The 14,385-nt window shown below is 65.0% G+C and carries 14 protein-coding genes; 7 read left to right on the forward strand and 7 right to left on the reverse strand.

Annotated elements, in window-relative coordinates; translation table 11 throughout:
* The first annotated feature begins 26 nt into the window (after positions 1–26).
* Together fdhA and AC07PQ_RS17725 are read left to right on the forward strand one after the other, a co-directional pair.
* Entirely contained in the window at positions 27–1,226 is a 1,200-nt protein-coding gene (gene fdhA / locus AC07PQ_RS17720) for a formaldehyde dehydrogenase, glutathione-independent (protein ID WP_007931017.1), read from the forward strand.
* Between the two features lie 322 nt (positions 1,227–1,548).
* On the forward strand, positions 1,549–2,121 hold the full coding sequence (locus tag AC07PQ_RS17725; RefSeq protein ID WP_053262917.1) for a DUF2780 domain-containing protein: 573 nt from the start codon (positions 1,549–1,551) through the stop codon (positions 2,119–2,121).
* Here AC07PQ_RS17725 and yihG read toward each other — a convergent pair whose 3' ends face one another.
* Positions 2,122–3,009, reverse strand: a complete 888-nt coding sequence (gene yihG / locus AC07PQ_RS17730) for a 1-acylglycerol-3-phosphate O-acyltransferase, YihG family (protein WP_102679149.1) — start codon at positions 3,007–3,009, stop codon at positions 2,122–2,124.
* 212 nt (positions 3,010–3,221) lie between these two features.
* On the opposite strand from yihG, the gene rloA2 reads away from it, so the two are divergent.
* The 4 genes from rloA2 (at position 3,222) to creD (ending at position 7,544) form a co-directional block, all read left to right on the forward strand.
* Positions 3,222–3,722, forward strand: coding sequence for a retropepsin-like aspartic peptidase RloA2 (rloA2, locus tag AC07PQ_RS17735; RefSeq protein WP_038575213.1), 501 nt, complete (start codon positions 3,222–3,224; stop codon positions 3,720–3,722).
* A 69-nt stretch (positions 3,723–3,791) separates the two neighbouring features.
* Positions 3,792–4,472, forward strand: coding sequence for a two-component system response regulator CreB (gene creB, locus AC07PQ_RS17740; RefSeq protein ID WP_007926028.1), 681 nt, complete (start codon positions 3,792–3,794; stop codon positions 4,470–4,472).
* Positions 4,472–5,893 (forward strand): two-component system sensor histidine kinase CreC, encoded by a 1,422-nt coding sequence (creC, locus tag AC07PQ_RS17745; RefSeq protein WP_493185972.1) that lies wholly within the window; start codon positions 4,472–4,474, stop codon positions 5,891–5,893. The genes creB and creC overlap by 1 nt, the downstream gene beginning before the upstream one ends.
* A gap of 274 nt (positions 5,894–6,167) precedes the next feature.
* Positions 6,168–7,544: a cell envelope integrity protein CreD gene (gene creD / locus AC07PQ_RS17750; protein ID WP_493185973.1), complete on the forward strand. Its 1,377-nt coding sequence runs from the start codon at positions 6,168–6,170 to the stop codon at positions 7,542–7,544.
* Positions 7,545–7,747: 203 nt separating this feature from the next.
* Here creD and AC07PQ_RS17755 read toward each other — a convergent pair whose 3' ends face one another.
* Complete coding sequence (locus AC07PQ_RS17755; RefSeq protein WP_007926031.1) at positions 7,748–8,377, reverse strand: glutathione S-transferase; 630 nt, start codon at positions 8,375–8,377, stop codon at positions 7,748–7,750.
* A 111-nt stretch (positions 8,378–8,488) separates the two neighbouring features.
* Here AC07PQ_RS17755 and AC07PQ_RS17760 point away from each other — a divergent pair, with 111 nt between their 5' ends.
* The gene (locus AC07PQ_RS17760; RefSeq protein ID WP_493185974.1) at positions 8,489–8,911 is read left to right on the forward strand and encodes a hypothetical protein; all 423 of its coding nucleotides are present in this window, start codon (positions 8,489–8,491) and stop codon (positions 8,909–8,911) included.
* Here the strand turns inward: AC07PQ_RS17760 and AC07PQ_RS17765 are convergent.
* From AC07PQ_RS17765 to AC07PQ_RS17785, 5 genes are all read right to left on the reverse strand, one after another.
* Positions 8,889–9,077 (reverse strand): hypothetical protein, encoded by a 189-nt coding sequence (locus AC07PQ_RS17765; RefSeq protein ID WP_009045929.1) that lies wholly within the window; start codon positions 9,075–9,077, stop codon positions 8,889–8,891. The genes AC07PQ_RS17760 and AC07PQ_RS17765 overlap by 23 nt on opposite strands.
* A complete protein-coding gene (locus AC07PQ_RS17770) occupies positions 9,074–10,207 on the reverse strand; it encodes a PepSY-associated TM helix domain-containing protein (protein WP_037034736.1) in 1,134 nt (377 codons plus the stop codon). Before AC07PQ_RS17770 ends, AC07PQ_RS17765 begins: the two co-directional genes overlap by 4 nt.
* A 63-nt stretch (positions 10,208–10,270) precedes the next feature.
* Positions 10,271–12,700 (reverse strand): TonB-dependent siderophore receptor, encoded by a 2,430-nt coding sequence (locus AC07PQ_RS17775; RefSeq protein ID WP_493185975.1) that lies wholly within the window; start codon positions 12,698–12,700, stop codon positions 10,271–10,273.
* Positions 12,701–12,868: 168 nt separating this feature from the next.
* Complete coding sequence (locus AC07PQ_RS17780; RefSeq protein ID WP_492570654.1) at positions 12,869–13,855, reverse strand: FecR domain-containing protein; 987 nt, start codon at positions 13,853–13,855, stop codon at positions 12,869–12,871.
* The gene (locus AC07PQ_RS17785; protein WP_007926037.1) at positions 13,852–14,370 is read right to left on the reverse strand and encodes an RNA polymerase sigma factor; all 519 of its coding nucleotides are present in this window, start codon (positions 14,368–14,370) and stop codon (positions 13,852–13,854) included. Before AC07PQ_RS17785 ends, AC07PQ_RS17780 begins: the two co-directional genes overlap by 4 nt.
* Positions 14,371–14,385 lie beyond the last annotated feature (15 nt).

Here is a 14,385-nt window from a genome sequence, read left to right on the forward strand (position 1 = left end):
CATAAAAACAACAGCGAGGTGAAAGCATGTCTGGTAATCGTGGTGTCGTGTATCTCGGCAATGGCAAGGTCGAAGTACAGAAAATCGACTATCCAAAAATGCAGGACCCGCGCGGCAGGAAGATTGAGCACGGCGTCATCCTGCGCGTGGTATCCACCAATATCTGCGGCTCGGACCAGCACATGGTGCGCGGCCGTACCACTGCCCAGGTCGGCCTGGTCCTGGGTCACGAAATCACTGGCGAGGTGGTGGAGAAGGGCAGCGACGTCGAGAACCTGAAGCTCGGCGACCTGGTCTCGGTGCCGTTCAACGTGGCGTGCGGGCGCTGCCGTTCCTGCAAGGAGCAACACACCGGGGTCTGCCTGACCGTCAACCCGGCTCGCGCCGGCGGTGCCTACGGCTACGTCGACATGGGCGACTGGACCGGCGGCCAGGCCGAATACGTGCTGGTGCCGTACGCTGACTTCAACCTGCTGAAACTGCCGGACCGCGACAAGGCCATGGAGAAGATCCGCGACCTGACCTGCCTGTCCGACATCCTGCCGACCGGCTATCACGGCGCGGTGACGGCCGGCGTTGGCCCGGGCAGCACCGTCTACATCGCCGGTGCCGGCCCGGTGGGCCTGGCCGCGGCTGCGTCCGCCCGCCTGCTGGGCGCGGCGGTGGTGATCGTTGGCGACGTCAACCCGGTGCGCCTGGCCCACGCCAAGGCCCAGGGTTTTGAAATCGCCGACCTGTCCAAGGACACCCCGCTGCACGAACAGATCGCCGCGCTGCTCGGCGAGCCGGAAGTGGATTGCGCGGTCGACGCGGTGGGCTTCGAGGCTCGCGGCCATGGCCATGCCGGTGCCCAGCACGAAGCGCCGGCCACGGTGCTCAACTCGTTGATGGGCGTGGTGCGGGTTGCCGGCAAGATCGGTATTCCCGGCCTCTACGTCACCGAAGACCCGGGCGCGGTGGATGCCGCGGCCAAGATGGGCAGCCTGAGCATCCGCTTCGGACTCGGCTGGGCCAAGTCCCACAGCTTCCACACCGGCCAGACCCCGGTGATGAAGTACAACCGCCAACTGATGCAAGCCATCATGTGGGACCGCATCAACATCGCCGAAGTGGTCGGCGTGCAGGTCATCAGCCTGGACGACGCCCCGCGTGGCTACGGCGAATTCGACGCCGGCGTGCCGAAGAAATTCGTCATCGACCCGCACAAGCTGTTCAGCGCGGCTTAAGGTGTTGGCGCAGTAAAAAGGGCGACCCTCGGGTCGCCCTTTTTTATGCCTGGCTCGAGCAAAACCCGATCATGCATCCTGTAGCCGCTGCCGCAGGCTGCGATCGACCTCGAAGCGGGCGTCGCTCTTGGTATCGCAGCCTGCGGCAGCGGCTACAGACATCGGCGTTGGAATAACGGTTGCCCGTCCGCGAGGTTCCGGGTATATCCGGGCCGGCTAAATATGGATGGGCCGATGCGGAACATTGCTCCGGTTTTCCCGGTCAAATCCGCAGTTTTCCCGCCGTTGTCACGGTGTCTTTCTGGTTCAAGAGGTTGTCTCGATGAAAATTTCCCGCAGTGTTGCACTGGCTACGTTGCTGACCCTGGGAGCCAGCCCGGTCTTTGCCGCAGGCTTCAGCCTGAGCGATGCCGCCAATGCGGTGTCCAGCATGCAGGGTGGCGACAAGGCCGCCGCTGCCGCTCCAACCTCGCAGACCGCCAATCTGCTCAGTGCCCTTTCGCAACTGGATGTCACGCCGGAGCAGGCCATCGGCGGTACCGGCGCGATGCTGGGCCTGGCGAAGAACCAGCTGAGCAGCACCGACTACTCGCAACTGAGCAAAAGCGTTCCGGGGCTGGACAAGCTCTCGGGCGGCAACGCGCTGGGCAGCCTGGGCGCCTTGAGTGGCCTGCTCGGGCAGAGCGGTGGCAGCAAGACCGCCGGTCTGGAGAGCGCGCTGGGTAACGTGCAGAACACCAATGACCTGAACAGCGCGTTCAGCGCCCTGGGCATGGACAGCGGCATGATCGGCCAGTTCGCCCCGGTGCTCCTGCAATACCTGGGTCAGCAGGGCGTGGGCGGTTCGCTGCTCAACAGCCTGGGCGGGATCTGGGGTGTCGGCAGCGGCAGCTGATCAACGGCGCTCGGCGCGCAAGGCGTCGATGCGCTGGTCCTTTTCGGTCCAGAGCTGGTTGACCCAGTTCTGGACGGTCTGGCGAAACGCCGGATCGTTTTCGTAATCCCCCTGCCACAACGCCGGGTCCAGCTCACGGGTCTGGATATCGACGATCACCCGCGGCACGTTGCCGCTGATCAGGTCCCAGAAACCGGGAATCTTCTGCTGCGGATAGACCACCGTCACATCGAGGATGGCGTCGAGCTGTTCGCCCATGGCCGCCAGTACGAAGGCCACGCCGCCGGCCTTCGGCTTGAGCAACTGCTTGAAAGGGGATTGCTGCTGCTCACGCTTGGCCGGCGTGAAGCGGGTGCCTTCCAGGTAGTTGACCACGGTGACCGGCTGGCGCTTGAACAGCTCGCAGGCGGCCTTGGTGATTTCCAGGTCCTTGCCTTGCAGCTCCGGATTTTTTGCCAGGAAGGCCTTGCTGTAGCGCTTCATGAAGGGGTAATCCAGGGCCCACCAGGCGAGGCCGAGGAAGGGCACCCAGATCAGCTCTTTTTTCAGGAAGAACTTGAAGAAGGGGGTACGGCGGTTGAGGGTCTGGATCAGCGCCGGGATGTCGACCCAGGACTGGTGGTTGCTGATCACCAGGTAAGAAGTGTCGCCCCGCAGCTCGTCACCGCCGCGGATATCCCACTGGGTGGGAATGCACAGGGCGAAGATCAGCTTGTCGATTTCGGCCCAGGTTTCGGCAATCCACATCACCGCCTTCGACGCATGGTCGCGCAGGCGCCCTGGCAGGACCAGCTTGAGCAGGGCGAACACCATCAGCGGCCCGAACAGGACCAGGGTGTTGAGCAACAGCAGCAGGGTGACGAAACAGCCGGTGAGCAGGCGGCGCATAAGGAACTCTTGAAAGCCTTTGGGCGCGCCATGATAAGCACCTTCGCCGGGCAGGCCAAATCCTGATGTGCTGACGAATGTTTCACGTATACCGGGATATGCTGGCAGTCAATTTCGCCGACCGTGGCGGCTGCGGGTTTTCTTGCGGGCCGAACCAATTGCCCGGCCACGGTCTAAAATCCTGCTGCCCATTTTCCAAGGAACCTGCTCACGTGAAATCCGTCCTTGCACTCCTGTCCCTGCTGGCGCTGCCGGTCATGGCCGCCGAGCCGACCCTCTACGGGCGCTACGAATACATTCAACTGCCGGAAATCGGCGAAACCCTCAAGGCCAAGATGGACACCGGCGCCCTGACCGCCTCGCTGTCGGCCAAGGACATCGAGACCTTCACCCGCGATGGCGAGGAATGGGTACGTTTCCGCCTGGCGACCAAGGATGCCGACGGCAAGGTCTACGAACACAAGGTGGCGCGGATCAGCAAGATCAAGAGCCGCGCCGATGAAGACGAAGACAAGGAAGAGGCCCAGGTGGCCAAGCGTCCGGTGGTCGACCTGGAAATGTGCCTGGGTAACGTCAAGCGCACCGTCGAGGTCAACCTGACCGACCGCAGCAGCTTCAACTACCCGCTGCTGATCGGCGCCAAGGCCCTGCGCGAGTTCGGCGCCGCCGTGAACCCGGCTCGGCGTTACACCGCGGACAAGCCCGACTGCTGATCAGACTTGATTGACGGCGCATGAGGCATCCGGCACCGTTCTGGCACTTACCTCCCGTGCTTGGATGCCATGCCTCATATCCTGATTGTCGAAGACGAAGCGGCGATTGCCGATACGCTGATTTTTGCCCTGCAGGGTGAAGGTTTCAGCACCACCTGGCTGAATCTCGGGCAGGCGGCGCTGGACTATCAGCGCCATACGCCGGCGGACCTGCTGATTCTCGATATCGGCCTGCCGGACATCAGCGGCTTCGAAACCTGCAAGCAGCTGCGGCGCTTCAGCGAGGTGCCGGTGATGTTCCTCAGTGCCCGGGACGGTGAAATCGACCGGGTGGTGGGCCTGGAAATCGGCGCCGACGATTATGTGGTCAAGCCCTTCAGCCCGCGTGAGGTCGCCGCAAGGGTCAAGGCCATCCTCAAGCGCATGGCGCCGCGGGTGGCGGTCGAGACGCCGGCTTCGCCGTTCCAGGTCGATACCGACAAGTTCCAGATCAGCTATCGCGGCCAGTTGCTGAGCCTGACCCGCCATGAGTTCCGCCTGCTGCATTGCCTGCTGGAGCAACCCGAGCGGGTGTTCAGCCGCGAGCAGTTGCTCGACGCCCTGGGGGTGGCGGCGGATGCCGGCTACGAGCGCAGCATCGACAGTCATATCAAGAGCCTGCGGGCCAAGCTGCGCCTGGTGGCGGCCGATGCCGAGCCGATCCAGACCCATCGCGGCCTGGGCTACAGCTACAGCCCGGGGCACAGCTGATGCCGTTGGGAATCCGGATTTTCCTGGTCTACGTCCTGTTCGTCGGCCTGACCGGCTATTTCGTGCTCAGCACGGTGATGGAGGAGATCCGCCCGGGCGTGCGCCAGTCCACCGAGGAAACCCTGGTGGACACCGCCAACCTGCTGGCGGAAATCCTGCGTGATGACTTCAAGGCCGGCACCCTCAGCGAGAACCGCTGGCCGCAGCTGCTCAAGGCCTATGGCGAGCGGCAGCCGGCGGCGACCATCTGGGGCCTGCCGAAGAACCAGGTCAACCACCGCATCTACGTCACCGACGCCCAGGGCAAAGTGGTGCTGGACTCCAGCGGCCTGGCGGTCGGCCAGGACTATTCGCGCTGGAACGACGTGTACCTGACCCTGCGCGGCCAATACGGCGCGCGCTCCTCGCGCAGTGTGGCCGATGACCCGAACTCCTCGGTGATGCATGTCGGCGCGCCGATTCGCGACAACGGCCGGATCATCGGCGTGGTCACCGTGGCCAAGCCCAACAGTTCCCTGCAACCCTATGTCGACCGCACCGAGCGCCGCCTGCTGTGGTACGGCGCCGGCCTGATCGGCCTGGGCCTGCTGTTCGGCGCCTTGCTGTCCTGGTGGCTGAGCGCTGCCCTGCGCCGCCTGACCGGTTATGCCCAGGCGGTCAGCGAAGGCCGTCGCGCCGAGCTGCCGCACTACCGTGGCGGCGAGCTGGAACAGCTGGCCACGGCGGTGGAGGACATGCGCACCCAGCTGGAGGGCAAGGCCTATGTCGAGCGTTATGTGCACACCCTGACCCACGAACTGAAAAGCCCGCTGGCGGCGATTCGCGGGGCGGCGGAGCTGCTGCAGAGCGAGATGCCCGGCGAACAGCGCGCACGTTTCGTCAGCAACATCGACAGCGAAAGCGCGCGCATGCAGCACTTGATCGAGCGTTTGCTGAACCTGGCGCAGGTCGAGCAGCGCCATGGCCTGGAAGAGCGGGAGGCGGTGCCGCTGGCGGACCTGGCGAACCAGGTGCTGGACAGCCAGAAGGCACGGATCGAGGGCAAGGGCCTGCAGGTCGAGCAGCGTATCGACCCGGGGCTGAAGCTGTCGGGAGAAGCGTTCCTGTTGCGCCAGGCCCTGGGCAATCTGCTGGAAAACGCCCTGGACTTCACCCCCGCCGGTGGCGTGCTGTGCTTGAGCGCCAGCCGGGTGGGCGACCAGCTGCGGTTGAGCCTGTTCAACCAGGCCGAGCCCATCCCGGACTACGCCCTGGCGCGCCTGACCGAACGTTTCTACTCCCTGCCACGACCCGACAGCGGGCGCAAAAGCACCGGCCTGGGGCTGAACTTCGTCGAAGAGGTGGTGCAGCTGCATGGCGGCCAGATGCGGATCGGCAATGTGGAAGGCGGCGTTGAAGTGACCTTGCAGTTCCCGGCCTGATTCCCTGCGTGTACCGTTTTGCGGCTGCTTCGCAGACCGATCGCAGCCTTCGGCAGCGGCTACACAGACTCCGTGCATCCTGTAGCCGCTGGCGCAGCCTGCGATCGGGCGCGAAGCGGCCGCCAGATCTGCCAGCCACCCCATCTCTATGGGGCCACCGATAGACGCTCCTGCAAAGGGCGAGGGGCAATCTCCACACAGTCTCCACACAGCCCCCATAAAACCCCCACATGGGCTGCCCAGACTCTCCCTCATTCGAACAGGGAGAGAACCCATGAATCGCAATCTGACCATAAAGCTGGGGGCTATAGCCCTTTTGATCCTGGGGCTGCTGGTCCCGCTGTTGATGATCGACGGGCTGATCCAGGAGCGCCAGGAACTGCGCGACGGTGTGCTGACCGATATCGCCCGCAGCTCCAGCTACAGCCAGCAACTGAGCGGTCCGCTGCTGGTGGTGCCTTATCGCAAGGTGGTGCGCACCTGGAAAACCAACGAGAAGACCAACAAGCGTTACCAGGAGCTGGGAGAAGAGCGCGGGCAGCTGTACTTCCTGCCGGAGCATTTCGAACTCGATGGCCAGGTACGGACCGAATTGCGCGCCCGGGGCATCTACCAGGCCCGTCTGTTCCATGCCAACAACCGCATCAGCGGCCAGTTTGCGCTGCCCGAGCAATTGGGGATCAAGGAAGACTTCGTCGACTACAAATTCGAGCAGCCGTTTCTCGCCGTGGGCATCAGCGACATTCGCGGTATCGAACAAGCGCTGGCCCTCGAACTGAACGGGCAGAACCTGCCTTTCGCGCCCGGCACCCGGATTGATTGGTTGGGGGAAGGGGTACACGTCAACCTGCCGTTGCTGGACGGCAAGCGCAGCACCGACCTGGACTTCGCCTTCGATCTGCAATTGCAAGGCACCGGCCAGTTGCAGGTGCTGCCGGTGGGCAAGACCAGCAAGGTGCGCCTGCGTGCCGACTGGCCTCATCCGAGCTTTATCGGCAACTACCTGCCGGCCCAGCGTGAGATTTCCGACCTGGGCTTCGCCGCCAACTGGCAGACCTCGTTCTTCTCCACCAACCTGGAAAGCGCGTTGATCAATTGCCTGGCCAGCGGGCAGTGCAAGGAGTTCAAGAACCGCTCCTTCGGCGTGAGCTTCATCGATCCGGTGGACCAGTACCTCAAGAGCGACCGGGCGATCAAATACGCGCTGTTGTTCATCGCCCTGACCTTTGCCGGTTTCTTCCTCTTCGAGGTGCTCAAGAGCCTGGCGGTGCACCCGGTGCAATACGCCCTGGTGGGCGTGGCCCTGGCGTTCTTCTATCTGTTGCTGCTGTCGCTGTCGGAGCACATCGGCTTCGCCCTGGCCTACCTGCTGTCGGCCGGTGCCTGTGTGGCGCTGATCGGCTTCTACGTCAGCCATGTGTTGCGCAGCCTGGGCCACGGCCTGAGTTTCGCCGCCGGCCTGGCCGCTTTGTATGGCCTGTTGTACGGCTTGCTCAGCGCCGAGGATTACGCGCTGCTGATGGGTTCGCTGCTGCTGTTCGGCCTGCTGGGTGTGTTCATGGTGCTGACCCGCAAACTCGACTGGTACGGCGTAGGCCAGGCCAAACCGGCCCAGCCGCTGACGTTCGAGGCGCAGGTGGCCCATGAGTAGGTCGTTGGGGTTGCGCGAGGACCAGCAGGCAGCGGAAGCCTTGCTGGCATGGATAGTCGGGTTGCTGCCTGAAGCACCGTGGGGCGGCCATCGCGAGCAAGCTCGCGCCTACAGGTTTCGCGGTGTCCCATGTAGCGAGCTTGCTCGCGATAGGGCCGGCCCGGCCACCACCGTACTTCAGGTGATGACCGCGCCCGGGGCCTTCAAACCGGCGGCTGGGTCGCCAGCATCGAAGGGCGTCGACTGACCTCGGCGTACCAGGCCGCCAGTTGGGGCTGGGCGTCGCGCCACCGCAGGTCGGGGTGGCGGAAATCGAGGTAACCCAGGGCACAGGCGACGCCGATGGAAGCGACGTCGAAGTGGCTGGCCAGTTCGGCGATTGCATCGGCCTCGAGCACGGCCAGGGCGCGGCGGATCTTGTCGCGCTGGCCGTCGAGCCACTGCTCCCAGTGTTTCTCGGGCGCGCGCAGGGCCAGTTCGTAACGGATCAGCACCGAGGCATCGAGGATCCCGTCGGCCAGCGCCGCCAGGGTCAGGCGCCGCCAGCGGGCCGAGCCTTCGCGGGGGATCAGCGGGTTGCCGACATGCTGCTGGTCGAGGTAGTCGAGGATCACCCGGCTGTCGTACAGCACGTTACCGTCGGCCAGGCGCAGGGCGGGAATCTTGCCCAGCGGGTTGTCCTGGTTGAGGGCGGTGTCCGGGTTCACCGGGGTCAACTGGCTGGCTTGCAGGGCCACGCGGTCCAGCTGGCCGGTCTCGTGCAGCAGCACCATGACTTTGCGCACATAAGGTGATGCCGGGTTGTGGAACAGCGTCATGCTGGGGGTGGACATGAATATTCCTCGAAGGTGGAAGTGGAGCGCAGGCTCGCCGCCCCGGGGATCTTAACGCAGCCTCTGGCCCCGGCCACAGGGGCGGCATGCAGGACAGACAAGGAGTGATGAATGCGCAGGTGTTATTTTCGGCACGGGTTGTACAGCCTGGTCCTGACGCTGTCGGGCGCGCTGGTGGTGTACCTGGCCTTGCAGTATGAGTTTCGCCGCCACGGCGAGGGTGAGCCGGAGCTGATCATGGCGTTCGCCTACATGGCCCGGTACTGGGCGCTGCCGGCGCTGGCCTTGCCGGCTTTGGGCTGTGCCCTGCTGAGCCTGCGGGGCCCCGGCCCGGTGACCCGGCCCTGGCGCTGGGGCCTGGCGGCGAGCTATGTACCGCTGCTGGGGCTGGCGCTGTTCTGCGTACTGGTGGCCGCCGAGGCGCAGCAGGAAAACCGCGTATTCATCCCGGTGCTGCCGATCGGCCTGGGGCTGGCGCTGTACCTGTGGCGCGGTTTCCCCGCCGCCGGGGTCAGGCCGGTGGCGGGCGGTTGAACAGACCCCGCAGGGCGATCAGGGCCGGGGCGCCCAGGCCGAGCCAGCTCAGGGCGTCCCAGATGCCGTCGCCGAGCAGCGCGGAGAACAGCCCTGCGGCACAGAGCACGGCAATGAACAGCGGCGCGCCGAAGACCTTCCAGAAATTCGATTGCCGCGGCCTCATGGCGCCACCGCGGCGGGTTCGCCCAAGGCCGGCCGGGCCGCGCGGCGCCGCACCAGCCACAGGTACACCCCGCTGCCCAGGACAATGATGGTCAGCACATCCAGGGTCGCCCAGAGGATCTTCATCGGCATGCCGCCGTAGTCGCCGAAGTGCAGCGGTTGCGACATGCCCATGGCGTCCATGTACCAGGGACGTTCGGCCACCGCGGTGACCTCCAGGGTGCTGGCGTCGATCAGCACCGGGGTCAGCAGGTGCGAGGTCAGGTGGGTGCTGCCTTTCATGAACACCGCGTAGTGATGCTCGCTGGAAAAACGTGTGCCGGGGAAGGCGATGAAGTCCGGCTGCATGCCCGGCGCCACCTCCTTGGCGATCTCCAGCAGGCGGCTGGCCGGGGCCAGTCGGGTCAGTGGCGGGGCCTCGCGGTAAGGCTCGATCATCGCGCTGAGGCTGTCGTTGCGCCAGGCGGCGATCAGCAGGTCGGCGCAGGCGCTGATCACCCCGGTGACGCCGACCACCAGGGCCCAGGTCAGGGTCACCACGCCGATCAGGTTATGCAGGTCCAGCCAGCGCAGGCGGGTGGACTTGTCCTGGCGCACCGTGGCGAATTCCAGCCGGCGCATGAACGGCAGGTACAGCACCACGCCGGAGACGATCGCCAGCACGAACAGCAGCCCCATGAACGCCAGCAGCAGCTTGCCCGGCAGGCCGGCGAACAGGTCCACGTGCAGGCGCAGCATGAACATCATCAGCCCGCCGTTGGCCGAGGGCGTTTCCACGGCCTCGCCGGTGCGCGCGTCGAGCATGAAGGTGTGGGACGAGTTGGGTTCGGTGCCGGCGGTCCTGGCCATGATGGTGAGCACGCCGTTGGGGTCTTCCTCGTCCCAGCCGAAGTACTGCATGACCTCGCCCGGGCGATGGGCCTCGGCGGCGCGCACCAGTTGCTGCAGGTCCAGCTGCGGGGTGCCGGCAGGCATTTCCCGCAGCTGCGGCGCGTCGCCCAGCAGGTGATCGATCTCGTGGTGAAAGATCAGCGGCAGGCCGGTCAGGGCCAGCATCAGCAGGAACACCGTGCAGATCAGGCTGGTCCAGGTGTGGATAAAGGACCAGCGGCGGATGGTTTTGCTTTTCATTTCTTCGCCTTCAGACACAGCAAAGCCGTCCTTGCAGGACGGCCTGGTTGTTAACTCAGCCGATTACCACTGATAGGTGGCACTGGCGACCACGCTACGCTGATCGCCGAAATAGCAATAGGAACCATCGCAGGTGGACAGGTAATCCTTGTCGAACAGGTTGGTGGCGTTGAGTTTCAGCGACGCGCCTTTGAGGCTGCTGTCCAGGCGGCCCAGGTCGTAATGCACGGCGGCATCGAACACTGTGTAGGCATTGGCCTTGCCCAGCCAGGTATTGGCCTGGTCGCCGTAGGTGTTGCCGGTATAGCGGGCACCGGCGCCAATGCCGAAACCGTCGAGTACACCGCTGTGCCAGGTGTAGTCGGTCCACAGGGAGGCTTGCTGGTTGGGCATCAGTTGCAGGCGGTTGCCTTTATAGATGCCTTTTTGCACCTCGGACTTGGCCAGGGTGTAGGCGGCGATGACCTTGAGGTTGTCGGTCACGTCGGACACGGCTTCCAGTTCCAGGCCTTTGACCTTCACTTCGCCGGTCTGGTTGGTGACCGACTCGCCACCGGCACCGATGCTGGTTACCAGCACGTTTTTCTGGGTCAGGTCGTAGACCGCCGCACTCAGCAGGGTGTTGGAGCCCGGCGGCTGGTACTTGATGCCCAGCTCCCATTGCTTGCCTTCCGTGGGCTTATACGACTCGGTCGGGGAGACGCTGGCGTTGCTGGCGGGCTGGAAGGATTCAGCGTAGGACAGGTACGGCACCAGGCCCGAGTCGAACACATAGCTCAGCGCCGCGTTGCCACTGAAGTTCTTGCTGCGGTCGGTGTTGGTCACGTCGTTCTTGTTGAAGTACGTGGTGCCCTGGTGCACCCAGTCTTCACGCCCGCCCAGGGTCAGGCGCCATTTGTCCAGGGCCATCTGGTCCTGCACGTAGAGACCGGTCTGTACGGTTTTCTGGTTGTAGTCGTAGTAAGCGCTGGAGCGCTCCGGGCGCACGATAGGCTGGCCATAGATCGGGTTGAAAATGTTGGTGGTCCCGCCGTCGCCGTAAATCGACAGGTAGGAAGTGTCGGTCCGTTGGTGATCCAGGCCGATCAGCACGGTGTGGGTGATGTCGCCGGTGGCGAAGTCGGCCTGGAAGTTGTTGTCGACCGCGAACTGGCTGATGTCCTCGTCCACGTTGGTCGAGGTACGGCTGATATTGCCTGCCGCGTCAGCCGGGGAGTAGGCATAGGAACCCACGGTCAGTTGCTGGAAGGACAGCTCCGATTTGGTGTAGCGCAGGTTCTGGCGGAACTGCCAGACATCGTTGAAACGGTGTTCGAAGGCATAGCCCAGGGCGTAGTAGGTACGGTCGTAGAACTCGTAGTCCGGGTCGCCGAGGTTTTTGTGATGGGAGACGTCGCCCAGTGGCGATTTGATCTTGGTGCCCTGGATCGGCATGAACTGGCTGGTCGCCCCGGTGTCGTCGCGGGTGAACTGCGAGAGCAGGGTCAGCTTGGTATCGGTGTCGATGTTCCAGGTCAGGCTGGGGGCGATGTTGTAGCGCTTGTTGTCGATGTGATCGACCTGCGTACCGGCATCCCGCACCACGCCGCTGAGGCCGTAGAGGAACTGGCCTTCATCGTCGATCTTGCCGGTGCTGGCGAAGTTGATCTGGCGGTAGTTGTCGCTGCCGTACTGCAGCTGAATGGCATGGCTCGATTCCGCGCTGGGACGCCGGCTGACCATGTCCAGCAGGCCGCCCGGAGGGGTCTGGCCGTAGACGGAGGAAGCCGGGCCGCGCAGCAGGGCCAGGCGGTCGAGGTTCCAGGTCTCCGCTTTCGGGTTGGCATACACACCGCGGGGCAGCGGCAGGCCGTCGAGGAATTGGGTGGGCTCGAAGCCGCGCACGCGCATCCAGTCATAACGGGTGTCGCTGCCGTAGCTGGCGGAAACGATACCGGGCATGTAACGCACGGCATCGTCCAGATTCTGCACGTTGCGGTCTTCCATCTGCTGGCGGGTCGCGACGGAAATCGAGCGCGGCGCTTCGACCAGCGAGGTGTCGGTCTTGGTGCCGGCGGCGGTGCGCGTGGCGAGGTAACCGTCCACCGGCCCCCAGGCACTCTCATAAGCCTGCTGGCCGGTGATGCTGGTTTCCGGCAGGGCCACCACACCGTCGGGAATCGCCACCAGGCTGTAGGTGCCGGCACTGCTTTGTTCCAGTTGCAGGCCGGTGCCGCGCAGGGCTTCGCGCAGGGCGCCGGCGGCGTCGAACTGGCCCTTGACCGGGGCCGAAGTCTTGCCGGCGGCCAGGCTCGGGTTGAGGCTCAGGGCCAGGCCCGCCTGGCTGGCGATCTGGTTCAGGGTGCTGGCCAGGGGGGCGGCCGGCAGGTTGTAGGCGCGCACGCTGGACGCCTGTTCGGCGGCGATCAGCGGGGGGCTGGCCAGCGGGGCGCAAAGGGCAATCGCCACGGCCAACAGGCTGGGGCGCAACAGGGTGTCTAGCGAGCGGGACATACGGCGGCTCCTGGATGGAAACATTTCTCAATTGCCTATGTGCCGGACGAGATTCAAAAAGTGATAGGGCGGACTGAAAATAATTTCGATTCACGAAAATAAGAGGGATATTTCAGGTTGGGGCAGGCGGCGTCAGTTGGAGCTTGCTCGCGATAAAAATCGTGCCGCCTAGGGCTTGGCCTTGCTCTCGGCCCGCGCCACCAACGTCACCCACCAGGGCGTATGCCGCTCGATGGCCACGGGCAGCGTCGGCAGCAGCGCGCTCAGGGCCAGGTCGGTGTCGTGCAGCGGGAAGCTGCCGGTGATGCGCAGGTCGGCCACCTCGTCGGCCACCCCCAGATGGCCGCGGCGGTAGCGCCCCAGTTCGCTGACCAGGTCCGCCAGGCGTGCGTTGTCCACCACCAGCATGCCGCGGGTCCAGGCGTCGGCGCCGGGGTTCAGGGCCAGCAGCGGGCCGAGGCCGTCGCGGCGCATCAGCGCCTGCTGGCCTTCCTTGAGGATCTGCTCGTCCTGGCTGGATTCCGGCCGCGCGGCCACGGCCGATTGCAGCACGCTCAGGCGCGTGCCCTGTTCCTCGCGCTTGACTAGGAAGCGCGTGCCCAGCGCGCGCATATGGCCTTCGCGGGTTTCGACGATAAAGGGGCGGGCGTCGTTGTGGCCGGTCTCGACCAGGATCTCGCCTTCCTGCAACACGATGCGTCGCTGCTTTTCGTCGAAACGCACATCCACGGCGCTGTGGGTATTGAGGTTGATCACGGTGCCGTCGGCCAGGCGCAGGGTGCGTTGCTCGCCGGTGGCGGTGCGCTGGTCGGCGAGCCAGTAATCCAGCTGGCCGTAACGGTCGCCGGCGAACAGGGCCAGGCCCAACAGCAGGGCGACGCTGGCCAGCCCGCTGCCGAGCTTGCGCACGCGCCGCCGGATGCCGTCCCGCGATTGCAGCAGGGCGCTGCGGGCCGGGCCGCTGGCGACGCTGAAACGCTGGTCGAGCATGCCCAACTGGCGCCAGGCGCGGGCGTGTTCTTCATCGGCAGCGTGCCATTTGGCGAATTCTTCGCGGGCCATTGGGTTGCCTTCGCCGGAATCCAGCGACAACTGCCAGGCAATCGCCGCGTCCAGCACCCGGGCGGACACCGGTTTGGCGTTGAGCGGGCTCATGCCGGCTCACCGTACAGGGCGACGTAGCACTGGCGAATGCCCTGGGCCAGGTACTGCCTGACCCGCGGCACAGACACCCCGAGGCGTTCGGCGATTTCGGCGTGGCCGAGGCCGTCGAGGCGGTTATAGAGGAAGGCGGCGCGAGCCTTGCTCGACAGCTTGCCCAGCAGGCGGTCGATGGCCTTGAGGTCTTCGAGGATCGATTGCTGTTCTTCCGGGGAGGGGTGTTCCTCTTCCGGGATCAGCATCAGTTCGGTGAGGTAGGCCTGCTCCAGCGCGGCGCGGCGGAAGTAGTCGAACAGCAGGCCCTTGGCGATGGCCACCAGGAACGCCCGCGGCTCGCGCGGGGCTTTCAGTTCGTCGCGGCCCAGCAGACGGACGAAGGTGTCCTGGCTCAGGTCCTCGGCCCGTTGCGGGCAGGCCACGTTGCGCCGCAGCCAGGCCAGCAGCCAGCCGCGATGGTCGCGATACAACGCACCAACGAGGTCACTGTGGGGGCTTTGGGCTGACGGCACCTGGGTATCCCAATC

It is taken from the genome of Pseudomonas sp. GW821-FHT09E12 (assembly GCF_059416085.1).

Bases quoted from the DNA above. Each gene is read 5' to 3' on its own strand.
- fdhA (WP_007931017.1), top strand. From the start codon at position 27: ATGTCTGGTAATCGTGGTGTCGTGTATCTCGGCAATGGCAAGGTCGAA.
- AC07PQ_RS17725 (WP_053262917.1), top strand. From the start codon at position 1,549: ATGAAAATTTCCCGCAGTGTTGCACTGGCTACGTTGCTGACCCTGGGA.
- yihG (WP_102679149.1), bottom strand. From the start codon at position 3,009: ATGCGCCGCCTGCTCACCGGCTGTTTCGTCACCCTGCTGCTGTTGCTC.
- creB (WP_007926028.1), top strand. From the start codon at position 3,792: ATGCCTCATATCCTGATTGTCGAAGACGAAGCGGCGATTGCCGATACG.
- creC (WP_493185972.1), top strand. From the start codon at position 4,472: ATGCCGTTGGGAATCCGGATTTTCCTGGTCTACGTCCTGTTCGTCGGC.
- creD (WP_493185973.1), top strand. From the start codon at position 6,168: ATGAATCGCAATCTGACCATAAAGCTGGGGGCTATAGCCCTTTTGATC.
- AC07PQ_RS17755 (WP_007926031.1), bottom strand. From the start codon at position 8,377: ATGTCCACCCCCAGCATGACGCTGTTCCACAACCCGGCATCACCTTAT.
- AC07PQ_RS17760 (WP_493185974.1), top strand. From the start codon at position 8,489: ATGCGCAGGTGTTATTTTCGGCACGGGTTGTACAGCCTGGTCCTGACG.
- AC07PQ_RS17765 (WP_009045929.1), bottom strand. From the start codon at position 9,077: ATGAGGCCGCGGCAATCGAATTTCTGGAAGGTCTTCGGCGCGCCGCTG.
- AC07PQ_RS17770 (WP_037034736.1), bottom strand. From the start codon at position 10,207: ATGAAAAGCAAAACCATCCGCCGCTGGTCCTTTATCCACACCTGGACC.
- AC07PQ_RS17775 (WP_493185975.1), bottom strand. From the start codon at position 12,700: ATGTCCCGCTCGCTAGACACCCTGTTGCGCCCCAGCCTGTTGGCCGTG.
- AC07PQ_RS17780 (WP_492570654.1), bottom strand. From the start codon at position 13,855: ATGAGCCCGCTCAACGCCAAACCGGTGTCCGCCCGGGTGCTGGACGCG.